Source organism: Kitasatospora sp. NPDC048540 (assembly GCF_040651175.1).
In the GTDB taxonomy this organism is placed as follows: domain Bacteria; phylum Actinomycetota; class Actinomycetes; order Streptomycetales; family Streptomycetaceae; genus Kitasatospora.
In genome coordinates, this window is record NZ_JBEZIR010000069.1 from 14,001 (window position 1) to 36,218 (window position 22,218).

General features: G+C 74.7%; 19 protein-coding genes. 8 read left to right on the forward strand and 11 right to left on the reverse strand.

The window, feature by feature from the left end:
- Positions 1 to 391: 391 nt before the first annotated feature.
- Both AB0D08_RS24670 and AB0D08_RS24675 read right to left on the reverse strand, forming a co-directional pair.
- A complete protein-coding gene (locus AB0D08_RS24670) occupies positions 392 to 2,449 on the reverse strand; it encodes an AAA family ATPase (RefSeq protein WP_359891638.1) in 2,058 nt (685 codons plus the stop codon).
- A gap of 318 nt (positions 2,450 to 2,767) precedes the next feature.
- A complete protein-coding gene (locus AB0D08_RS24675) occupies positions 2,768 to 3,367 on the reverse strand; it encodes a hypothetical protein (protein ID WP_359891641.1) in 600 nt (199 codons plus the stop codon).
- Positions 3,368 to 3,586: 219 nt separating this feature from the next.
- Between AB0D08_RS24675 and AB0D08_RS24680 the strand changes: the two genes are divergently transcribed.
- Positions 3,587 to 4,750 carry an acyl-CoA dehydrogenase family protein gene (locus AB0D08_RS24680; RefSeq protein ID WP_033821382.1) on the forward strand — a complete coding sequence of 388 codons (1,164 nt, stop codon included), beginning with the start codon at positions 3,587 to 3,589 and terminating at the stop codon, positions 4,748 to 4,750.
- Positions 4,751 to 4,778: 28 nt separating this feature from the next.
- On the opposite strand, the gene AB0D08_RS24685 is transcribed toward AB0D08_RS24680, so the two are convergent.
- Positions 4,779 to 5,228 carry a hypothetical protein gene (locus AB0D08_RS24685; protein WP_051812795.1) on the reverse strand — a complete coding sequence of 150 codons (450 nt, stop codon included), beginning with the start codon at positions 5,226 to 5,228 and terminating at the stop codon, positions 4,779 to 4,781.
- Between the two features lie 299 nt (positions 5,229 to 5,527).
- Between AB0D08_RS24685 and AB0D08_RS24690 the strand changes: the two genes are divergently transcribed.
- The 4 genes from AB0D08_RS24690 to fxsA are packed head-to-tail and all read left to right on the forward strand — an operon-like array spanning position 5,528 to position 10,020.
- Complete coding sequence (locus AB0D08_RS24690) at positions 5,528 to 5,968, forward strand: Lrp/AsnC family transcriptional regulator (protein ID WP_199520361.1); 441 nt, start codon at positions 5,528 to 5,530, stop codon at positions 5,966 to 5,968.
- Positions 5,969 to 5,998: 30 nt separating this feature from the next.
- Entirely contained in the window at positions 5,999 to 7,627 is a 1,629-nt protein-coding gene (locus AB0D08_RS24695; protein WP_359891609.1) for an amidohydrolase, read from the forward strand.
- Between the two features lie 32 nt (positions 7,628 to 7,659).
- A complete protein-coding gene (gene lnt / locus AB0D08_RS24700; RefSeq protein WP_359891612.1) occupies positions 7,660 to 9,390 on the forward strand; it encodes an apolipoprotein N-acyltransferase in 1,731 nt (576 codons plus the stop codon).
- Between the two features lie 57 nt (positions 9,391 to 9,447).
- Positions 9,448 to 10,020 carry an FxsA family membrane protein gene (gene fxsA / locus AB0D08_RS24705; protein WP_033821385.1) on the forward strand — a complete coding sequence of 191 codons (573 nt, stop codon included), beginning with the start codon at positions 9,448 to 9,450 and terminating at the stop codon, positions 10,018 to 10,020.
- A 159-nt stretch (positions 10,021 to 10,179) separates the two neighbouring features.
- Here the strand turns inward: fxsA and AB0D08_RS24710 are convergent, their stop codons facing one another.
- The 3 genes from AB0D08_RS24710 to AB0D08_RS24720 form a co-directional block, all read right to left on the reverse strand.
- Positions 10,180 to 10,554 carry an RNA polymerase-binding protein RbpA gene (locus AB0D08_RS24710; RefSeq protein WP_033821386.1) on the reverse strand — a complete coding sequence of 125 codons (375 nt, stop codon included), beginning with the start codon at positions 10,552 to 10,554 and terminating at the stop codon, positions 10,180 to 10,182.
- A gap of 332 nt (positions 10,555 to 10,886) precedes the next feature.
- Positions 10,887 to 12,536 (reverse strand): FtsK/SpoIIIE domain-containing protein, encoded by a 1,650-nt coding sequence (locus tag AB0D08_RS24715; protein ID WP_359891615.1) that lies wholly within the window; start codon positions 12,534 to 12,536, stop codon positions 10,887 to 10,889.
- Between the two features lie 119 nt (positions 12,537 to 12,655).
- Positions 12,656 to 12,850: a hypothetical protein gene (locus AB0D08_RS24720; protein ID WP_033817540.1), complete on the reverse strand. Its 195-nt coding sequence runs from the start codon at positions 12,848 to 12,850 to the stop codon at positions 12,656 to 12,658.
- A gap of 299 nt (positions 12,851 to 13,149) precedes the next feature.
- Between AB0D08_RS24720 and AB0D08_RS24725 the strand changes: the two genes are divergently transcribed.
- Both AB0D08_RS24725 and AB0D08_RS24730 read left to right on the forward strand, forming a co-directional pair.
- On the forward strand, positions 13,150 to 13,554 hold the full coding sequence (locus tag AB0D08_RS24725; protein WP_359891618.1) for an ankyrin repeat domain-containing protein: 405 nt from the start codon (positions 13,150 to 13,152) through the stop codon (positions 13,552 to 13,554).
- A 23-nt stretch (positions 13,555 to 13,577) separates the two neighbouring features.
- Positions 13,578 to 14,063 (forward strand): GNAT family N-acetyltransferase, encoded by a 486-nt coding sequence (locus AB0D08_RS24730; RefSeq protein WP_033817542.1) that lies wholly within the window; start codon positions 13,578 to 13,580, stop codon positions 14,061 to 14,063.
- A gap of 54 nt (positions 14,064 to 14,117) precedes the next feature.
- Here the strand turns inward: AB0D08_RS24730 and AB0D08_RS24735 are convergent, their stop codons facing one another.
- From AB0D08_RS24735 to AB0D08_RS24755, 5 genes are all read right to left on the reverse strand, one after another.
- Positions 14,118 to 16,223 (reverse strand): MMPL family transporter, encoded by a 2,106-nt coding sequence (locus AB0D08_RS24735; protein ID WP_359891621.1) that lies wholly within the window; start codon positions 16,221 to 16,223, stop codon positions 14,118 to 14,120.
- A 317-nt stretch (positions 16,224 to 16,540) separates the two neighbouring features.
- Positions 16,541 to 17,047: a flavin reductase family protein gene (locus AB0D08_RS24740; RefSeq protein WP_359891624.1), complete on the reverse strand. Its 507-nt coding sequence runs from the start codon at positions 17,045 to 17,047 to the stop codon at positions 16,541 to 16,543.
- 93 nt (positions 17,048 to 17,140) lie between these two features.
- Positions 17,141 to 18,340 carry a serine hydroxymethyltransferase gene (locus tag AB0D08_RS24745; RefSeq protein ID WP_033817545.1) on the reverse strand — a complete coding sequence of 400 codons (1,200 nt, stop codon included), beginning with the start codon at positions 18,338 to 18,340 and terminating at the stop codon, positions 17,141 to 17,143.
- A gap of 65 nt (positions 18,341 to 18,405) precedes the next feature.
- A complete protein-coding gene (locus AB0D08_RS24750; protein WP_033817546.1) occupies positions 18,406 to 18,861 on the reverse strand; it encodes a nuclear transport factor 2 family protein in 456 nt (151 codons plus the stop codon).
- 206 nt (positions 18,862 to 19,067) lie between these two features.
- A complete protein-coding gene (locus AB0D08_RS24755) occupies positions 19,068 to 20,075 on the reverse strand; it encodes an aldo/keto reductase (protein WP_359891626.1) in 1,008 nt (335 codons plus the stop codon).
- A gap of 427 nt (positions 20,076 to 20,502) precedes the next feature.
- Here AB0D08_RS24755 and AB0D08_RS24760 point away from each other — a divergent pair, with 427 nt between their 5' ends.
- Positions 20,503 to 22,218: a thiamine pyrophosphate-binding protein gene (locus AB0D08_RS24760; RefSeq protein WP_033817547.1), complete on the forward strand. Its 1,716-nt coding sequence runs from the start codon at positions 20,503 to 20,505 to the stop codon at positions 22,216 to 22,218.

Below are 22,218 nucleotides of genomic sequence, written 5' to 3' on the forward strand. Positions count from 1 at the left end.
CCCGAGGCCGGGGGCGGTCGCCGTCCGGCGCGGGCCGGGCCGTGTCCGACAGGTCCCGTCGGATCGGCGCGCGGCGTCGGGCGCCCGGCGGGGCGTGCCGGCGAAACCCCCTCGTACCGGGCCGTGCAGGGGCGAGTCGCCGGTGCGTCCGGCCGGGGGCGCCTCCCGGTCGGGGCCCGAAAGAGCACCGGGCGCCCGGCGGGGACTGCCGGACACGGCCTGGGGCGCGTCTGCAAAGCCCCGCCGGGTCCGCGACGCTCCCCAGCCTTCGGCCGGGAGGTACCCCCGGCTGGACGCACGCCCGGATCACCCGCGTACGGCCGGCCCGGTACGAGGGCGATTCCGGGCGCCCGACGCCGCGGCCTTGTCCGACGCGACTTCGCAAGCCGCCCTAGCCGCCGCCCCGGCCGTCGATCAGCTCGCCGTAGGCCTGGAGCAGGTCGGGCAGCCGCAGGGCCGCCAGGTCCTCCCGGCTGGGCAGTCCGCCCTGCGCGGACAGCCGCAGGTCCCGGTAGGCGCAGGACTTCTCGTACAGGGTCCGCACGAAGCGGCCGTTGCCGAGGTCGTCGATCCAGCCCTCGCCGACCACGTGGGCGCAGATCGAGGCCAGCTCCTCGCTGGCGTCCTGGTCCCAGCCGTCGCCGTCGGCGGCGGCCAGCGTGCGGCCGATCTCGGCCAGCTCGGCGGGCCGGTAGCTGGGGAAGTCGACCCGGGTGGTGAACCGGGAGTTGAGGCCGGGGTTGGCGGCCAGCAGCCGGTTCATCCCGGCCGGGTAGCCGGCCAGGATCACCACCAGCCGGTCGCGGTTGTCCTCGGCGCGCTTGAGCAGCACCTGCAGCGCCTCGTCGCCGTACGCGTCGCCCTTGGTGTAGCCCGAGTTGGACAGGCTGTAGGCCTCGTCGATGAACAGCACGCCGTCCAGCGCCGAGTCGATCAGCTCGTTGGCCTTGACGGCGGTCTGGCCGAGGAACTCGCCCACCAGGTCCGCCCGCTGCGCCTCGACCAGGTGGTCGCCGGAGAGCAGGCCGAGCGCGTGGAAGACCCGGCCGAGGATCCGGGCGACCGTGGTCTTGCCGGTGCCGGAGGGCCCGGAGAAGACGAAGTGACGTTTCGGCGGCTGTACCGGCAGCCCCTGGTCGGCCCGTAGCCGGGCCATCCGCAGCTGCGCCGACAACGCCCTGACCTGCCGCTTCACCGGATCCAGGCCCACCATCCGCTCCAGCGCGGCGAGCGCCTCGGCCAACTGGCCGTCGTCGCCCGCCGCCCCGCCCGCGCCGCGCGGGTACACCGCGCCGGCCGCCGGCCGGTCCTGCGGCCCGGCGGCCACGGCCGCGGACGCGGGACCGGCGGCGCAGGCCGAGCGGTCGGCCGGGGAAGGCTCGCCGGCGGCGTCGCCCGCCGACTCGCCACCGGCACCGGCACCGGGGGAGCCGAACCGCCCGGCCGGCCCGCCCCCGCCGGCCGGTGCGACCACGCCGAACCCGCCGGGACCGGACGGCTCGGACGGTTCCGGGCCGGGGTCCTGGTCGCCCTGCGGTCCGGCGTCCGGCCCGGGGCCTCGGCCGGCACCGGGGTCGGGATCCGGATCCGGATCCGGGTCGAACTCGGAGTCGGGCAGGGCCGGTTCGAGCATCGCCCGGTCCTCGTCGGAGAGCAGCAACCCCTCCAGCACCCCGTCGGTGGCGATCGCCGCCAGCCGCGCGGAGGTGTCCATGAACGCCGGATCGGCCCGGTGCACGGCACGGTACAGCGGCAGCGCGGCGGCGCTGCGCCCGGCGCCCTCGTACGCCCGGGCCAGCCAGTACCGCAGCTCCTTGCGCTGCGGCTGCTCGGAGCGGCACCGGGCCAGCGACGCGGCGAGCGGGGCCTGCGCCTGGGCGCACATGTCGAGCCGGACCCGGGCCATCCCGCCGAACAGCCCGGCCTCGATGCCCAGCACCGGGTCGTCCAGCAGCCGGTCGGTGTCCCGGATCAGCTGCTCCCAGTCCTTCACCAGGTAGGAGCGGCAGGCGTGCAGGAAGCGGACCGAGGGGTCCTGCTCGGGCGGCGGGCACTCGGCGAGCGCCCGGTCGAGCTCGGTCAGGTGCCGGCCGTCGAGCCAGTGCGAGGCGTGCGCCAGCAGCAGGTCGCGGGTGTCCTCCAGGACCGGCTGCACCCACCAGCCCAGCCAGTACCAGGAACTGAGCGGCCGTCGGTGGCGTCTGCGCTGCTCCCCGAACCGGTCCTGGTGGCGGTACATGGCGAGCAGTGCGCCGGAGGTGTCGCTGCGCAGCGCGTGCAGGCCGAGCCAGGCGTCGGCCATCGCCGGGTCGAGTTCGACGGCGGTGCGGAACTCCTCCTCGGCGCGCGCGTACGAACCGGCCGCGTAGGCGTCGGTGGCGCGCAGCCAGGCGCGGTCGGCCTGCCGGGCGGCCCCCGGGCCGCCGGAACCGAAGTCGGACGTCTCCACCGTCACTCACGCCCCCCGCCGAGTGCATCGAGGCCAAGTCGGTCGACGAGCGGCAGGCAACCCCCGCCCGTCCGTCCGCAACCCCCGGAGCGCCTGTGCGCCTGACTGGAATCGTACCGGCGCGAGGCTGATCCGGAAGGGTGCCGCACCGCTTCAAATCCAAGGGGTGGCCGGGCTGTTGGCCCCGGCGGGGCCGGTGGGGGAGGACAGCACGGCGCCTCCGGCTCACGGGGGAACAAGCCGGAGGCGCCGAGTCCAATGTTGCGGGATCAACTATCTCCCGCGTGAAGTGAACCTAAGTCCTGGCGACGTCCCAGGTCAAGGGCCGTGCGCGGGGTCACCGACGGTGCCCCGGACGATCCGTCCGGTGACCCCGTCGACCCGCAGGCCGGCGTACGGGCGGCTGGGGTCGGCGGCGAAGTGCGCCCGCTCCGCGCGGGCCCAGCCGGCCCAGAACTCGGCCAGTTCCGGACCGTCCCGCAGCTCGCCCCGGCGCCGGGCGGCGGCCGCGTCCAGCTCCATCCACACCAGCGCGGCGAGCGCCGGGCGCACCGCGCGCCGTCCCGCGCCGACCCCCTCCAGCAGGACCACCGGCGCCGCCGGGATCCGCCGGGACGTGGCGAAGCGCCGCAGCGTCCAGTCGTAGACCTGGTACTCGGCCGCCCGGCCCGCCGCCAGCGGTGCCAGCACCTGCGAGCGCAGCCGCCCGACCCAGCCGAACGGCTCCTCGTGGGTCGCCAGGCCGTCCAGGTGCACCACCGGCGCCCCGCCGAGCGCGGCGGCCACCCGGGCCGCGAAGGTGGTCTTGCCGGACCCGGCGTGCCCGTCCACCGCGACCAGCCGCACCGGCCCGAGCGAGGGCGCCAGGGCGCCGAGCCGGTCCGGCAGGCCGTCCGGTATGTCCGGGGTGCCGGGAATGTCGCGCGGGTCGGCCGGGTCAATCACCTGGCCACTCTAGGACTCCGTTCGATGGGCGTTCGACCGTCGACGGTGACTGCCTGGGTCGATATCGGGCATACTCGCATCGCCGCGCCTGTGAACGACCGTTCACTTCGGCCGGTGACGGTCCACCCAGACCCGTCAGCCCCGTCCCCGGGCCCGCCACACCAGGGCCCGCCGAATCGAGGAGACGCAGCCATGAGCGCCGTATCCGCCAAGCCCGTGGACCGTCAGCTGCCCAGCGAGGAGGCCCGCGAGCTGCTGGGCCTCACCCGCGAGCTGGTACACAACGAGGTCGCCCCGCACGCCGCCGCCGACGAGGCCGGTGACCGCTTCCCCCGCGAGGTGTTCCGCACCCTGGGCCGGGCCGGCCTGCTGTCCCTGCCGTACGGCGAGCAGTACGGCGGCGGCGACCAGCCCTACGAGGTGTACCTCCAGGTCCTGGAGGAGCTGGCGGCCGGCTGGCTGGCCGTCGGCCTCGGCGTCAGCGTGCACACCCTCTCCTGCCACGCCCTGGCCGTCTTCGGCACCGACGAGCAGCGCGACCGCTGGCTGCCCGGCATGCTCAGCGGCGAGCAGCTCGGCGCGTACTGCCTCTCCGAGCCGCAGTCGGGCTCCGACGCGGCCTCGCTGCGCACCCGCGCGGTGGTGGACGGCGAGGAGTACGTGGTCAGCGGCACCAAGGCGTGGATCACCCACGGCGGCCACGCGGACTTCTACAGCTCGATGGTGCGCACCGGCGAGGACGGCGCCCGCGGCATCAGCTGCCTGCTGGTGCCGGGCGGGGCGGCCGGGCTGTCGGCGGCCCCGCCGGAGCACAAGATGGGCATGCGGTCCTCGCCGACCGCGCAGCTGCACTTCGACGGCGTCCGGGTGGCCCGCGAGCGGCTGATCGGCGAGGAGGGCCAGGGCTTCCAGATCGCCCTGGCCGCCCTCGACTCGGGCCGGCTCGGCATCGCGGCCTGCGCGATCGGCGTCGCCCAGGCGGCGCTGGACCTGGCCGTCGACTACGCCGGTACCCGGCAGCAGTTCGGCCGGCCGATCGCCGACTTCCAGGGGCTGTCCTTCATGCTCGCCGACATGGCCACCCAGATCGAGGCCGGCCGGGCGCTGTACCTGGCCGCCGCCCGGCTCAAGGACGCCGGTCTGGCCTTCTCCAAGGAGGCGGCGATGGCCAAGCTGTTCTGCACCGACGCCGCGATGCGGGTCACCACCGACGCGGTGCAGGTCCTCGGCGGCTACGGCTACACCCAGGACTACCCGGCCGAGCGCTACATGCGCGAGGCGAAGGTGCTGCAGATCGTCGAGGGCACCAACCAGGTCCAGCGCCTGGTCATCGGCCGGCACCTGACCGGCCGGTGACCGCGGGCCCGGGGTGCGGCGGCAGCGGTCAGCGCCGTCCCCGGGCACCACGCTGGGCGGGGACCGGCGGGGCGTCCTCGACGGTGCGCCGCTGGCCGGCGTGCGAGAACGGCTGGGTGCGCCAGTCCAGCTCGGCCGGCAGGGCGAGCAGCTCGTCCAGGCCGGGGCCGGCGTGCTCGGCGGCGTCGCACTCGGCCAGGTCGTCGGCGGGCGAGCCGGAGCCCGCGCAGACGGCCGGCGAGAAGGGGTGCCAGGCGGTCGGCAGGACGGCGTGCAGCGGCAGCCGGTCCTCGTCGCCCACCAGCGCGATCGGGCGGTCGCAGGACGGGCAGTGCACCCGGACGATCTCCCAGGTCTCGGCCTCGCCCGGGTCCGCGCCCGGGGTCGGGCCGAAGTCGGCGTAGCCGTCGTCCTCGTGCCGTCCGGTCTCGGCGCGTTCGTCCTCGACGCTGGATGAGCGTTGGTCAGTGGCAGGCATCGGGATCCCCCTCGGATCGGGCCGGCCTCGGTAAGCCCGGGCCAACAGCAGCACTTCCCGCCGACGGACCGTCATAACCCTGCAGGTCGGCGCACGATGATGCACGGGGTGTGTCCTTCGCCACATTCTGGTGGCATGTGCCCCCTGCAATGCGCCGGTTCGGTATCGGGGCCGGGCGGGGCCCCGCAGCGCCCGGCCGGTCCCGGCGGGCCGCGGGCGGTGCGCCGGATCGCCGCGCGGCCGGGCGGATGAGCCGCCGGGTCGGCGTACGGCTCCCCGGGGCGCTAGGTTTGCGCCTTGTGGAGGATCTCGACCAGCGCATCGTCCAGCTGCTTCTCGAAGACGGCCGGATGAGCTACACGGACCTGGGCAAGGCCACCGGCCTGTCCACCTCGGCGGTGCACCAGCGGGTGCGCCGCCTCGAACAGCGGGGGGTGATCCGCGGCTACACGGCGATCGTCGACCCCCAGGCCGTCAACCTGGCGTTGACCGCCTTCATCTCCGTCAAGCCGTTCGACCCCAGCGCCCCGGACGACACCCCGGACCGGCTGGTCCAGTTGCCCGAGATCGAGGCCTGCCACAGCGTCGCCGGCGACGAGAACTACATCCTCAAGGTCAGGGTCCCCGGACCGGGCGACCTGGAGGACCTGCTGGCCCGGATCAGGTCCGCCGCCGGCGTCTCCACCCGCACCACCGTGGTGCTGTCCACCCCGTACGAGGCGCGCCCCCCGAAGCTCTGACGCGCACCGGTCGGGTGCAGACTTGTGCCCATGACCGAACGCACCAACCGCACCGTGCTGCTGCGCGGCGGCAACGTCTACAGCCCCGCCGACCCCTTTGCCACCGCCATGCTGGTGGAGGGGGAGCAGGTCGCCTGGGTCGGCAGCGACGGCGCGGCCGAGGCCTACGCCGACATCGCCGACGAGGTGGTGGAGCTGGCCGGTGCCCTGGTCACCCCGGCCTTCGTCGACGCCCACGTGCACGCCACCTCGACCGGCCTGGCGCTCACCGGCCTGGACCTGACCGGCTGCCCGACGCTCGCCGAGGCACTGGAGCGGATCGCCCGCTTCGCCGCCGACGCCCCTGCCGGCGGCGTGCTGATCGGCCACGGCTGGGACGAGTCCGGCTGGCCCGAGGGCCGCCCGCCGACCCAGGCCGAACTCGACCGGGCGGCCGGCGGCGCCGCGCTGTACCTGTCGCGCACCGACGTGCACTCCGCGCTCGCCTCCACCGCGCTGCGCGCCCTCACCGAGGACCTGGCCGCCCTCCCCGGCCACCACCCCGACGGCCCGCTCAGCCGCGACGCCCACCACGCCGTGCGGGCTGCCGCACTGGCCCACCTCACGCCGGACCAGCGCCGCGCCGCCCAGCTGGCCACCCTGCGGCGCGCCGCCGAGCTCGGCATCGGCGCCCTGCACGAGTGCGCGGGACCGCAGATCTCCTCCGAGCAGGACCTCGCGGCGCTGCTCGAGCTGGCCGCCGCCACCGACGGCCCCGAGGTCTTCGGCTACTGGGGCGAGCTCGGCGGCGTCGACACCGCCCGGCGGCTCGGGGCGGTCGGCGCCGGCGGCGACCTGTTCGTCGACGGGGCGCTCGGCTCGCACACCGCCTGCCTGCACACCCCGTACGCCGACGCCGAGCACACCGGCGCCGCCTACCTGAGCGCCGAGCAGATCGCCGACCACGTCGCCGCCTGCACCGAGGCGGGCCTGCAGGCCGGCTTCCACGCGATCGGCGACGCCGCCGTGACCGCCGTCCTGGACGGCGTGCGGGCCGCCGCCGACCGGGTCGGCCCCGCCCGGGTGAAGGCCGCCCGGCACCGGGTCGAGCACGCCGAGTCGCTCGACGACAAGTCCATCGCGGCCTTCACCGAGCTCGGCCTGACCGCCTCCGTGCAGCCCGCGTTCGACGCCGCCTGGGGCGGCCCGGACGGCATGTACGTCCAGCGGCTGGGCGCCGAGCGGGCGGCCGGCCTGAACCCGTTCGCCGCGCTGCTGAAGGCCGGCGTCCTGCTCGCCTTCGGCTCCGATGCGCCGGTCACCCCGCTCGACCCCTGGGGCACCGTCCGGGCCGCCGCCTTCCACCGCACGCCGGAGCACCGGATCTCGGTCCGCGCCGCCTTCACCGCCCACACCCGCGGCGGCTGGCGGGCGCTCGGCCGCGACCAGGACGGCGTGCTGGTGCCCGGCGCGGTCGCCAGCTTCGCGGTCTGGGACGCCACCGACCTGGTCGTGCAGGCCCCCGACGACCGGGTGGCCGGCTGGTCCACCGACCCCCGCTCCGGCACCCCGGGCCTGCCCGACCTCACCCCGGGCGCACCCCTGCCCACCTGCCTGCGCACCGTGGTCCGCGGTCGTACGGTGCACGTCCGCCGACCCGCCCGGCGGCGGCCGGTGTGAGCCGCGACACCCCGTGAGCCGGGCGGATACTGGTGCGGGGTACCGTCTTCGGACGGCTCTCGATCGTGGGCGGCCGGATCGAGGACGGACCCGACGAGAGAGGCGGTACGCAGGTGGCCCTGCCCGTACAGCAGGAGCACCCGGCGGCGGACGCCGGGTCGGCAGGCGAGGCCGGGCAGCCCCGGCAGCGGCCCGGGCGGCTCGCCCGGATCCGTGCGGGCCTGCCCCGGACCGGTCTCGCCGTGCTCGCCGGTCTGCTGCTGGCGGCCTCCTTCCCGCCGTACGACCTGTGGCCGCTGTCCTTCCTGGCGGTGGCCGGCTTCTCGCTGCTGACCCGGGGCCGCACGGTCCGGCAGGGCGCCTGGACCGGCTTCGCGTTCGGGCTGCCGTTCTTCCTGGCGCTGCTGTCCTGGCTGCGGGTGATCGGCTGGGACGCCACCATCGGCCTGTCCGTGGTGGAGGCGCTGTTCCTGGCGCTGCTCGGCGGCGCGCTCGCGCTCACCTCCCGGCTGCCCGGCTGGCCGCTGTGGACCGCCTGCCTGTGGGTCACCCAGGAGTGGGCCAGGGACCGGCTGCCGCTCGGCGGCTTCCCGTGGGGCCGGCTGGCCTTCGCCAACACGGCGAGCCCGTTCACCCCGCTGGCCGCGCTCGGTGGCGCCCCGCTGGTGACCTTCGCCGTGGCGCTGTCCGGCGCCCTGCTGGCCTGGGCCGCACTGCGGCTGCGCAACGGCCCCCGGCGCTCCTTCCCGCTGGCCGCCCCGGGCGCCGTCGGTGCGCTGGCGGCGCTGCTGGCGGGCTACCTGGTGCCGGTACCCACCGGCGCCGACGACACCGTCAAGGTCGCGCTGGTCCAGGGCAACGTGGCCAAGCCCGGGATGGACTTCCTCGGCCGCCCGATGATGGTGCTCAACAACCACGCCGCCGAGACCGAGCGGCTGGCCGCGGACGTCGCGGCGGGCCGCGCCCCGCGCCCGGACATCGTGATCTGGCCGGAGAACTCCTCCGACCTCGACCCCTACTCCGACCCCGCGGCGTACGCCCGGATCGACGAGGCGGTCCGCAGCATCGGCGTGCCGACCCTGGTCGGCGCCCTGGTGGACGGCCCGGACGCCCAGCACGTGCAGAACAACGGCATCGTCTGGGACCCGGCGAGCGGCCCCGGGGCCTCGTACACCAAGCAGCACCCGGTGCCGTTCGGCGAGTACGTGCCGTTCCGCGCCGAGCTGTCCCAGGTGATCGAGCGCCTGCAGCGGGTCGCCCGCGACTTCTACCCGGGCACCCACAACGGTGTGATGCAGCTCGGCCCGGCCCGGATCGGCGACGTGATCTGCTTCGAGGTCGCCTACGACGAGATCGTCCGCGACACCGTCAACGACGGCGGCCGGGTGCTGGTCGTCCAGACCAACAACGCCACCTACGCCGAGAGCGGCCAGCCCGAGCAGCAGCTCGCGATGTCCCGGCTGCGCGCGGTCGAGCACGGCCGCGCGGTGCTGATCGCCGCCACCAGCGGGATCAGCGCGGTGATCGCCCCGGACGGCTCGGTGGTCTCCCGGACCGAGGAGCTGACCCCGGCCGTGCTGAACGCCGTGGTGCCGCTGCGCGACGGGACGACCGTGGCCGACCGGGTGGGCGCGGCGCCCGAGTGGGCGCTCGCCGTGACGGGCCTGCTGGCCTGCGGCTTCGCCGCGGCCACCGGTCTGCGCCGGCGCCGCCGGGGTGGAACATCGGCCGGCTCCGAGCCGTTGACCCCACAGGTGCCGTAGCCACGGCCGGAGTCCGCCGGCGGTGCGAAGAGCACCGCGATGGAGTGGATTCGTACCGTGGCCCAGACAACTGACCAGGTCCGCCCGGCCCCGCGGGGCCGAGTGCGGCGTCTCCTGCCGCTCGCCGTCGCCGCCTGGCTGGTGCTGGAGATCTGGCTGCTGACCGTGGTGGCCGGGGTGCTGAGCTGGCCCGCGGTCCTGCTGCTGCTGATCGCCGGGATGTTCGCGGGCGGCTCGCTGATCAAGCGGGCCGGCCGCCGGGCGTTCGCGGCCGCCGTCGAGCAGACCAAGGACCCCCGCTCGGAGCAGCCGCAGACCGGCACCAGCCTGACCGTCCTGGCGGGCGTCCTGCTGATGCTGCCCGGCTTCCTGTCCGACCTGCTCGGCCTGAGCCTGCTGTTCCCGCCGACCCGCGCGCTGTGGCGGGCGCTGGGCCGCCGGCTGGCCGGACGGGCGCTGCACTCCACCGCGCCGGTGGGGGCGGACCGCTTCGCGGACGCGCTGCGGCTCCAGGAGCAGCTGCGGATCCACCGGCCCGACGGCAAGGTGATCCAGGGCGAGGTGGTCGACCCGCCGGCCCCGGGCGCAGGCGGCCCCGACACCGCGTACCGCCCGCCGCTCGCCCACTGAGAAGCGCCGAGCCGAGCCCTGAGAAGCGCCGAGCCGAGCAGAGCCGAGCCGAGCAGAGCCGAGCCGAGCAGAGTGGCACCGGGCGCACGAGGTGGCGCCGAGCGCATGAGGAAGGGCCCCGGGCAGATCGCCCGGGGCCCTTCCTGGTGTGCGGTACCGCTATGCGCTCTTGCGGGTGTCACGCGGGTGGATCGCGAGATTCATCCCGCCGGACCTGAGGACCGCCAGCCGTTCGGCCAGCACCTCCTCCAGCTCCTCCCTGGTCCGACGCTCCATCAGCATGTCCCAATGGGTACGCGTCGGCTTGACCTTCTTCTCCTCCGGCTCATCGCCGTCCAGCAGCATGGCCTCCTGGCCGCAGAACCGGCATTCCCACACCGAGGGGATCTCCGCCTCGACGGAGAAGGGAACCTCGAATCGGTGTCCGTTCTGACATGCATACTCGACGGTCTGGCGGGGAGCCAGGTCGATGCCGCGGTCGGTCTCGTAGCTGGTCGCCCCGAGTCGCGTGCCGCGGAGAGCTCGCTCGCTCATGAATCGTGCCTCCCGGGCTTCTGGCCCACAGGACTAGTGGTCGCTGTCTTCGTCGTTCGGTCCAACGCTCGGCCGCCGACGAAGATTCCCGTCCCGGGACGGGCGTCGCCTGTCGTGCCGCCCCTGTTTGTACCCATCGCCGCCCGATTTGTCACATCTCAGCGGTGATATCACCCTGTGTGTCACATCTTGTGCACATTGCGACCGTCGCGGCGGCGTCGGGACAGCCTATCGTCATGTCCTTGATGCTCGCTTGGTCATGACGTCCCGAGCGGGTCGAGCCCCGCCCGCGAGCCCCGCCCGCAGGCCCGCGCCCGCCGGCCGCCGCGCACTCACCACACCGGGTCCGGCCGGACCGCCTGCGGGTCCTTGGCCAGCTCGACCACGGCCGGCGCCGGCGGGGCCGCCGCGGGGTCCGCGGGCTGCCCGTCCGCCGCGACGGCGGGCGCGTGGCCGGGCGCCGGGGGTGCGGCCGGGGCGGCGGACGGCGCCGGCGCCTCGATCCGGGTGTCCCGGTGCGGGAGCAGCGCGATCACCGCGTCCCGCAGCTGCGGCGAGACCTCCTCGTCCAGCGGGTCCACGGTGGCGGGCACCTGGAGGCGCACCGGCGCGGCGGCGCCCACCCGGGCGTAGCCGCGGCCGACCGGGGTCCGGGCGGCGGGGGCGATGTCCAGCGGTGCGCCGAGCGCGGCCGCGGCCGCCTCCGGGGTGGTCGGGCCGAGCACCACCCGGGCCCGGCAGGTCGAGCGGACGGTGGCGGAGACCCGGTCCCTGGCCTCGGCGTCGTCCGCGAAGACCACCGTCACCCGGGCCGCCCGGCCGTGCCGCAGCGGCGTCTCCAGCAGGTCCTGGGGGTCGGTCCGACCCTCGGCCTGGGCCAGCTCGGACAGCTCGGTCGGGTGGTCGAGCATCAGCCACAGCGGCCGGGTGGCGTCCTCGGGCGCCGCGATGCCGTGGTGCCGGGCGGCGTTCAGCACGGTCAGCCGGCGCTCGGTCTCCTTGGCCACCCACTCCAGCGCGGCCAGCGCGCCGTGCAGGCTGGTCTCCACGGTGTGCACGCCGGGCCGGTTGACCAGGCAGGCGTGTTCGCCGGTGCCGGCCCCGTCGATCACCACCAGGTCGCCGTACGGCAGGGCCTGCAGGGCGACCGAGCGCAGCAGCGAGGAGGTGCCGGTGCCGGCCCCGCCGAGGATCAGCAGGTGGGGTTCGGCCGAGCGCGGACCGGTCCGCCAGACCACCGGCGGCTGCTGGGCGGGCACGCCGTCCTGGACCACCGGGATGGTGCGGTGGCTGCCGTCGCTGTCGGTGAACCCGAGCACGATCTCGCCCGGGGAGGTGACGAAGGGCTGCGCCGCGATGCCGGTGGACAGCGGTGCGAGCGCGGTGAGCCGCAGCCGGTTGGACTCCTCGTCCCAGTCGAAGCGGTACTCGCGGCCCCGGCCGGCCTTGCCCTGCAGCACCTGCTCGATCCGGGCCCGGGCGGCCGGCTCGGTGTCGGTGAACCAGACCGGGTACGACAGCTCCAGCGCGGTCAGCCGGCCCAGCGGGTCGAACTCCCAGCTGTGGAAGACGTCCTTGATCTCGCCGTCCGGGCGGTAGGGCGACCCGAGCTCCTCCGGCCCGGCCAGGTACGGGGTCAGTGCGGCGTAGAGCGCGGCGAGCTTGACGGCGGCGACGTCCGGGGCCGGCTCGGCGGCGGCCTTCGGCTGCCGGCCGACCCAGGCGGCGCTGGCCATCAGGGCCACCACCGCGAACAGCGGCCCGTGCGGCAGCAGCGCGGTACCGATCAGCGCCGCCAGGGTGAGGAACAGCGTCGGCCCCCGGCGCTCCTTGGGCGTGGCCGCCCAGCGGCCCTTGGCCCAGTCGGCGTGGCGGCGCAGCCCGCGCCCGATCAGGGCGAGCGGGGCGAACATGTCGGCGGCGTGGTCGCCTGCCGTGCGGGCGAAGTCGCGACCCCGGCTGAGGTGGCGGGTGAGGGACATGGCGGGACTCCCCGGGCGGGTGGGACGGCTGGTGGCGGGACGGCGGCCGGTGCGGGCGGCGGTCGGGGGACGGCCCGGGGCGGTGGGATCCGCGCCGGGCCGTCGGGTCGAGCCGGGGCTCAGAACTTCAGGCCGCCGATGAGGCTGGCCAGGCTGGCGCCGCCGGCCTGGATGCTCGGGGCGATCGAGGAGCCGGCGATGTAGAAGCCGAGGAGCGCGCACACCAGGGCATGGGAGATCTTCAGCCCGTCCCGACGGAAGAAGAGGAAGGCGATGGTGCCGAACAGGACGATGCCGGAGATGGAGAGGATCACGGGTCTGCTCCTCGGAGAGGTGACGGGGACAGGTGTTACAGAAAGTGCCCTAATCGTGACAAAAAGTAATAGATGATGGAACGTGGCAAATGGGTGGATCTTGCCGGGCCGGGCCGGTCGGCTGTGTACGTCCTGCATCGCCCGGCCGCGCAACAGGCGTCCCCGCCCTGCCGCGCGCCGCTCCCCGCCCTGTCGAAATTCGCTCGAACGGACGCGTTGACATACGCCCCGATGCCGTCCGCTACGGTGCCTGTGCAGCCCCACGCGCACCGTCCGCCGGTCTCCACGAAAGGTCCGTCATGACCGACTCCGCACCGCAGCAGCCCGACGCCGACGTCATCGCGCTGGCGGGCAAGCTGTTCGACGCCGCCCGCGCCGGCGACCACGCCCTGCTGGCCGCCTACCTCGACGCCGGCGCCCCCGCCGACCTCGCCAACGACCTCGGCGACACCCTGGTCATGCTGGCCGCGTACCACGGCCACGCCGAGAGCGTGCGGACCCTGATCGCGCACGGCGCCGACCCCGACCGGGTCAACGACCGCGGCCAGACCCCGCTGGCCGGCGCCGTCTTCAAGGGCGAGCCCGCCGTCATCGACGCCCTGCTGGCCGGCGGCGCCGACCCGCAGGCGGGCACCCCCTCCGCCCTGGACACCGCCCGGATGTTCGGCAAGGAGGACCTGGCGGCCCGCTTCGAGAGCCGCTGACCCGCGCCCGTAGGCTGGCCGGCATGGAGATTCGCACCACCGGCTTCGGCCACCCGGACGCCGCGAAGCTGTCGGCCGAGGTCCAGCAGGAGTACGTCCGCCGCTACGGCGACATGGACCAGACCTCGATCCACCCCGACCACTTCGACCCGCCGTACGGCCTGTTCGTGGTCGTCTACCTCGACGACGAACCGGTCGCCTGCGGCGGCTGGCGGGTCAACGAGAACGACGAGGAGGGCCTGGCCGCCGGCGACGCCGAACTCAAGCGGATGTACGTGGTGCCCACCGCCCGCGGCCGCGGGTTCGCCCGTGGCGTACTGCGCCACCTGGAGCTGGCCGCCGTCGAGGCGGGCCGCACCCGGCTGGTGCTGGAGACCGGGAACAAGCAGCCCGAGGCGGTCGCCCTGTACGCCTCCGAGGGCTACCGGACGATCGACAAGTTCGGCTACTACAAGGACCACCCGGACAGCATCTGCATGGGCAAGTCCCTGGTGGGCAGCCTCGCCTGACGCTCCGTCGACGGCCCGCGCGGCTCCCGGACCGGGACCTGCGCGGGCCGTCGGTCAGACCGCGTCCAGGCCCGGCCGCGGCGCCGGGTCCAGGGGCCGTCCGGCCCGGGAGAGCGCGCTCGGCCACCACATGTGCCGGTCCAGGTCGATGGTGAGCGCGGTGACCAGGACCGACCGCACCACCAGGGTGTCCAGCAGGACGCCCAGCGCCACCGCGAAGCCGATCTCGGCGAAGCCCACCACCGGCAGGGTGCCGAGCACCGCGAAGGTGCTCGCCAGGATCAGACCGGCCGAGGTGATCACCCCGCCGGTCGCGGCGAGTCCCGCCACCGCCCCCGCCCGGGTACCGCGGTGGGTGGCCTCCTCGCGGACCCGGGTCATCAGGAAGATGTTGTAGTCGATCCCCAGCGCGACCAGGAAGACGAACACGAACAGCGGGAACGCGTTGTCCTGCCCGTCGAAGTGGAAGACGTGCTCGAAGACGAACGCGCTGATGCCCATCGTCGCCGCGTACGAGAGCACCACCGTCGCCACCAGCACCAGCGGTCCCACCACCGCCCGCAGCAGCAGCGCCAGGATCACCAGCACCACCCCCAGCACCAGCGGGATGATCGCCCGGTTGTCGGCGGACGCGGCCCGCCCGGCGTCCAGCACGATCGCGGTGCTCCCGCCGACCTTCGCGTCGGCGTCCGGCACCGCGTGGACCGAGGCGCGGACCCGGTCGACGGTGTCCTTGGCGGCCTGGCTGTCCGGCGGGTCGGCCAGTACGGCCTGGAAGGTGGCCAGGTCGCCGTGGACGACCACCGGGGTGGTCGCGGAGATCCCCGGGGTGGTGGCGGCGGCCACCCGGACGGCCTCGGCCGGGACGGTGTTGCTGATCACCGTCAGCGGTGCGCCGGTACCGCCGGGGAAGTGCGCGACCAGCACCTCCTGGCCCGCCACCGAGTCCGGCTTGTCGGTGAAGGTGCCCGCGGTCGACAGTCCGGAGGCGTTCAGCGACACCAGGCCGATGCAGCACACGCCCAGCGCCAGCGAGGTGGCGATCCACACCTTGCGCGGCCGGCGCCCGATCCAGCCGCCGACGTGCGCCCACCGCCCGGTGCTCGTCGGCTCGGCGGTCCCGAACGCGGGCTTGACCGGCCAGAACACCCAGCGGCCGCAGATCACCAGCAGGGCCGGCAGCAGGGTGAGCATGGCGGCCAGCGCCACCAGCACGCCGATCGCGCAGACCGGGCCGAGGCCGCGGGTCGAGTTCATCTCGGCGATCAGCAGGCAGAGCATCGACGCCACCACCGTCGCCGAGCTGGCCAGGATGGCCGGGCCGGCCCGGTGCAGGGCGAAGGCCATCGCCTCGTGCCGGTCCTGGTGCCGGCGCAGCTCCTCCCGGTACCTGGCGGTGATCAGCAGGGCGTAGTCGGTGCCCGCGCCGAGCACCAGCACGATCAGGATGCCGGCGCTCTGCGCGTTGACGGTCAGTCCGGCGTGCTCCGCCAGCAGGTAGATGACCGCCTGGGCGACGAACAGCGCGACGCCCGCGGACAGCAGCGGCAGCAGCCACAGCGTCGGACTGCGGTAGGTGAGCAGCAGCAGGATCACCACCACCGCGATGGTGGCGAACAGCAGGGTGCCGTCGATGCCGGCGAACGCCGCCGCCTGGTCCGCCCCGATCCCGGCCGGGCCGGTGACATGGGTGACCATGCCGTCGGCGCCGTCGGCGGCGATGGCCCGCATGTCGTCCACGGCCGCGCGCAGGTCGTTCCACCCGGTGCTGCCGACGGCGACCGGCACCACGGTCTGCATCGCCTGGCCGTCGGCGGACAGCTGCGGCCCGACCGGCTTGCCGGTCACGTGCGGCACGGTGGCGAACTGCACGGCGTCCCGCTCGGCCGCGGCCCGGTCGGCGGGGGTGATGCCGCTGGTGCGCTGGTAGACGACGACGGCCTGGGCGGTGTCGACCGGCTGGAAGGTCCGCTGCTCGTTCAGCACCTGGGTGGACTCGGCGCTGCCCGGCAGCCAGCTGGAGGCCTCGTTGTCCTCGGCGTCCATCAGCTTGCCGGCCAGCGGCCCGGCCACCACCACCAGGATCAGCCACAGGGCCAGCACGACCCACTTGCTGCGGCGCCCGCAGGGGAGCGAGGCCAGCTTTCCGGACGGAGTCATCTGCTGTCCCCACGAGGGTCGGGCGGCACGGACGAACGGCTCGTCCAGCCTGCCACCGGCCCCGGGCCCCGGCAGCCCGGCCCGCCCGGCACTGCGCCGGGCGGGCACGAATGACCCCGTCCGGGTGCGGGCTCATGGCCGGCGGGTGATCTGCCGAGAACTCAGGAGAAGGAGGATCATGCTCTGGTTGCTGATCGGTCTCTGCGGCTCCGCCGCCGCCCTCGTCCTGTTCCTCGCCGCCGCCCGGGCGGGCAGCCGCAGCGAGGAGGACGACGGCGGATGACGACGCGCCGGCGGGGCGGCGGCGGCCGCGAGGGTCACGGCACGCACCGGCCGTAGCCGCCCCGCAGGAAGACCAGCGGCGCTCCGGTCCGCTGCACCGCCAGGTCCCGCACGGTCGCCGTGACGAACCAGTGGTCGCCCGCGTCCGTCTCGCCCGCCGGCTCGCACTCCAGCCAGGCGAGCGCGTCGAGCAGGGCGGGGCAGCCCGCCGGGGTCAGCCGGTACGGCACCTCCCAGCGGGCCGGGTCGCGGGCCGCGAAGCTGTGGCACACCTGCTGCTGGTCCGCGGCCAGCACATTGACGCAGAACCGGCCGGCCGCGCGGATCCGCGGCCAGCTGGTCGAGGACTTGGCGGGCAGGAAGCCCACCAGGCGCGGGTCGAGCGAGACCGAGGTGAAGGTACCGACGATCATCGCGGGCGGGGGCTGCGCCGGGTCCTGTGGCGGCGCGGTGACCAGCACCACCCCGGTCGGGTAGTGGCTCAGCACCGAGCGGAAGCGGTCGGCGCGGACCGGCGCTCCGCGCAGGGTCGGATCGGGCATGGCTGCGCTCCTTCGGTCCCGCGCCGCCGCGGGGACGGGCCGTCCGGCCGTGGCACCCTGCGGTGCGTCCCCGCGGCGCGTGCGCGCGAGGGGTCAGGCCACGGCCAGCGGCACGGGCCGGCCGGCGAACGCCACCCCGGGGAAGGACCGGGCGAGGTCCTGGACGTCCGCGGCCACCGACGCGGACTTCTCGCCGCGCAGCAGCAGCCGCTCCAGCAGCTCGGCCACCGTGGCCATGTCCTGCTCCTTCATCCCCCAGCGGGTCAACTCCTGGGTGCCGAGCCGCAGTCCGGAGCGGGCGCTGCTGGGCAGCACCACCGTGGTGGTGCGGATGTCGGTCGCCGTGAGCAGCCGCCCCCACTCGTGCGGGGTGTTGCCCTCGGGGTGGTGCACCCAGACCTGGTGGGTGTCGGTGTGGCCGAACTTCCCGCCCGCCACGTCGAATCCGCGCGCCGCCAGCTGCCGGCCCAGCTCACGCGCGTTGGCGATCACCTGGCGCGGGTACTCCTCCCGGTACGGCAGCAGCTCCTCCAGGGTGATCGCCAGGCTGCCGACGCTCGCCGAGTGGGAACTGGACGCGGTGAACGGGATCCGGGCGCCGACCTGCTCGGCTATGGCGTCGCTGTTGGTGACCAGCAGTCCCTTCTGCGGGCCGGGCAGCGTCTTGTGGGTGCTGCCGGAGATGCTGTCGAAGCCGCCGTCGAGCACCAGCGTGTCGGGTGCGGCGGGCAGCAGGCCGAGCAGGTGCGAGGCGTCCAGGCAGAGCACCGCGTCCGGGGCGGCCGCGCGCAGCGCCCGCGCGTCCGGCATCCGCAGCACCGTGGAGGCGTCCAGGTAGATGACGTCGACGCGCTGCTCGGCCGTCCGTTCGGCCAGCGCGGCGTAGTCGATCTCCAGCGCCTGCCGGTCGAAGGGCACGAACTCGACCTGGTAGCCGAAGCCCCGGCAGATCGTCACGGTGGCGTAGTGGCCGCCGTCGTCGGGGGCCAGCACCATCACCCGCCCGCCGGGCGGCGTCACCGCGGTGAGCACGGTGTGCATGGTGTGCAGGCCGGACAGGAACTGCACGTAGGCGTGCCGGGCGCCGTAGAACTCCTTGGTGAGGGAGACGCAGTAGTCGTACACGCCGTTCAGGCCGCTGACGTCGCCGTAGACCGCCACGTCGGTCTCGGAGTACGGGTAGCGGTTGACCGCGTCGCTGGCGAGCGCCGCGGCCGCTCTCGGGGAGAGCCGGTTCTCGATCGGAAACAGGTTCAGGCTGTGCTTGCGTTCCAGGGCGGCCAGGACGTCCATGATGCTCCTCGGGCGGGGTACGGGCAGGGGGCGGTGCGGGTACGGGTACGGGGTGCGGGCCGGGCTCAGAGCCAGGGGTAACGGGCGGTGTCCCGGCCCGCGTAGTCGGGGTCCAGGTAGATGAAGGCGCGGTGGATCCGGAAGTCGCGGACCTCGAAAACGCCGCACCACCGGCCGGCGCCCCACTCGGGCTGGCCGGCCCGCCACGGGCCGTCCCGGTGCTCGCCGTGCGTGGTGCCCTCGACCGCGACGAGGTCCGTCCCGGAGAGGATCCAGTTGAAGGTCCAGAAGTGGTGCTGGACGGACTCGATGGTGCCGCCGAGGTCGCCGAACATCTTCTCGATCGCCGGCTTGCCGTGCGCCAGGCCCCACTTGGGGAAGAAGAAGTCGGCGTCCTCGGCGAAGTAGTCGAGCACCGGGGTGCCGTCGTGGCCGGTACCGCCGTTGTCGAAGGCCTTGAGATAGGCGGTGACGAGCGCCTTGCGCTGTTCGTCCGTCATGTCCGCCGCTGCCGAGGGCATGGTGGCTCCTCCGAGAGTCTGTGCCCGCGGGCCTGTGCCCGCCGAGGGGATGGCGCCCGCCGGGAGGACGGGCCCGGCCGCGGCGGCGGTCGATCGGGCCGCCGCCGGGCCGCGTCCCACCGTGGCAGCGCGGGCTTGGACCATCCTTGGCGCCCGGCCGTCCAGCGCTTTTCAAGCGCAGCTCCACCCCGGGCCCGCCGGGCGGCTCAGGTCCCGGTCATGGCCAGCAGGTTCGGCGCGTACCGCTCGCCGTGCACCGGCACGTTCGCGGCCTCGGCCACCGCCGCCAGGTCCTGCTCGGTGAGCTCGACGGTGGCCGCCGCCAGGTTCTCGGCCAGGTGCGCCCGGCGGCCGGTGCCCGGGATGGCGACCACGTCGCGGCCCCGGTGCTGCACCCACGCCAGCGCCAGCTGGCCGAGCGTCAGGCCGAGCCGGTCGGCGACCGGCCGCAGCCGGCGCAGCAGCAGCTGGTTCCCGGCCAGGCCGGCCGGGGTGAACCGCGGCTGGGAGCGCCGGAAGTCGTCGGCGGCCAGGTCCGCGGTGCTGCGGATCGCACCGGTCAGGAAACCGCGGCCGAGCGGCGCGTACGCCACCAGGCCGATCCCCAGCTCCCGGCAGGCCGGCACCACCTCGGCCTCCGGATCGCGGGACCACAGGCTCCACTCGCTCTGCACCGCCGTCACCGGGTGCACCGCGTCGGCCCGCCGCAGGCTCGCGGCCGACGGCTCGGAGAGGCCGAAGTGGCGGACCTTCCCCTCCGCGACCAGTTCGGCCACGGCGGCCGCGGTCTCCTCCACCGGGACGGCCGGGTCGATCCAGTGCTGGTAGTAGAGGTCGATGTGGTCGACGCCGAGCCGCCGCAGCGAGCGCTCGCAGGCGGCGCGGACGTACGCCCGGTCGCCCCGCAGCCCGAGGAACGCGCCGTCCGGTGAGCGGACCATGCCGAACTTGGTCGCCAGCACCACCTCGTCGCGGCGGCCCGCGACCGCGCGGCCCAGCAACTCCTCACCGGCACCAAGCCCTTGGACGTCGGCGGTGTCCAGCAGCGTGACGCCGGCCGCGATGGCGGCCCGGATCGTGGCGATCGCCTCGGTCTCGTCCGGCCGGCCGTAGAACACGGTCGTGGGCAGGCAGCCCAGGCCCTGCGCCGGGACGCGCAGACCGCGCAGGTCACGCATCGGGAGCCCGGTGGGCGAGGGGACGGCTGACGGCATGGCTGACCTCCGTGGAAGGGATGAGAGGGGGGACCCGGGCCCCGGACCCGGCCGGGCGGCGATGGGCGGCGGTGGGCGGCGGACGGGCCGCCCTCGTACCGGCTCCGCGCCCGGCACCAACGGCCGTACCGGCCGGGGGAGTAGCGCGCCCGGCGGGATCCGCCCGACGCGCCCCAGCACCGTAACCGCCACCGCCGGACCCCCACAACGACCGCCCTGCCGGGCGCTTGACGATTCGCTGACCACCCGTCGGCCGCCGACGGCGACGGCCCGCACCGGAGCTTCAAGGCGATCGTCCATGTGCCTGCAAGGACCCGGCCGCAGAGTCGAAGGCGCAGCGTGCCGGCCGGCCGAGTCCCGGCGGCGCGCCGCCCTCCGGCGCCGGGTCTTCGGCGCCGTACCGAGATCCCCTTGCCGAGGAGCTGCCATGTCCCGCGTGTCCACCAGCCCGAGCACCAACCCGACGACCGCCCACGCGCTGCTCCAGCGGCTGCGCGACCACGGCGTGCAGACCGTGTTCGGCGTGGTCGGCCGGGAGGCCGCCTCGATCCTGTTCGACGAGGTCGACGGCGTCGACTTCGTGCTGACCCGGCACGAGTTCACCGCCGGGGTGGCGGCCGACGTGCTGGCCCGCATCACCGGCCGCCCGCAGGCCTGCTGGGCCACGCTGGGCCCCGGCATGACCAACCTGTCGACCGGCGTCGCCACCTCGGTCCTCGACCGCTCCCCGGTGATCGCGCTGGCCGCCCAGTCCGAGTCGCACGACATCTTCCCCAACGACACGCACCAGTGCCTGGACTCGGTCGCGGTGATGCGCCCGATGAGCAAGTACGCGGTCGAGCTCCAGCGCCCCGACGACATCACCGACCTGGTGGACTCCGCGGTCGCCGCCGCGATGACCGAGCCGGTCGGCCCGAGCTTCATCTCGCTCCCCGTCGACCTGCTCGGCAGCGACATCGACACCACCCTGGTCCACCCCGCCGCCCGGACCCCCGCCAAGCCGATCGGCGCGGTGCAGGACGGCTGGCAGGCCGCCGCCCGGCAGGCCGCGGACCTGGTCGCGTCGGCGCAGCACCCCGTCCTGGTGGTCGGTGCCGCCGCGATCCGCTCCGGCGCCGTCCCGGCCATTCGCGCCCTCGCCGAGCGGCTGAACATCCCCGTCATCACCACGTACATCGCCAAGGGCGTGCTGCCGCACGGCCACGAGCTGAACTACGGCGCCGTCACCGGCTACATGGACGGCATCCTGTCCTTCCCGGCCCTGGAGACGCTGTTCGGCCCGGCCGACGTCGTCCTCACCATCGGCTACGACTACGCGGAGGACCTGCGCCCGTCGATGTGGCAGCGCGGCGGGGCCAAGACCACCGTCCGGGTGTCGCCCACGGTCAACCCGATCCCGCGGGTCTACCGGCCGGACGTCGACGTCGTCACCGACGTGCTCGCCTTCGTCGAGTACCTCGACCAGCAGACCGCCGACGTCCCGGTGAAGACCCCGCACGACATCACGCCGCTGCGCGAGCGGATCGCCGAGTTCCTCGCCGACACCGAGCACTACCAGGACGGCATGCGGGTCCACCAGGTCATCGACTCGATGAACACCGTGATGGCGGAGACCGCCGAGCCGGGCGAGGGCACCATCGTCTCCGACATCGGCTTCTTCCGGCACTACGGCGTGCTGTTCGCCCGCGCCGACCAGCCGTTCGGCTTCCTCACCTCGGCCGGCTGCTCCAGCTTCGGCTACGGCATCCCGGCGGCGATGGGCGCCCAGCTCGCCCGCCCCGGCCAGCCGACCTTCCTGATCGCCGGCGACGGCGGCTTCCACTCCAACAGCGCCGACCTGGAGACCATCGCCCGGCTCAACCTGCCGATCGTCACCGTCGTCGTCAACAACGACACCAACGGCCTGATCGAGCTGTACCAGAACCTCGGCCACCACCGCTCGCACGACCCGGCGGTGAAGTTCACCGGTGTCGACTTCACCGAACTCGCCCGCGCCAACGGCGTCGAGGCCGTCAAGGCGGCCACCCGGGAGGAACTGCTCGCCGCGCTGCGCAAGGGCGCCGGACTCGGCCGGCCGTTCCTGATCGAGGTACCGGTGAACTACGACTTCCAGGCCGGCGGCTTCGGCGCGCTGAGCATCTGA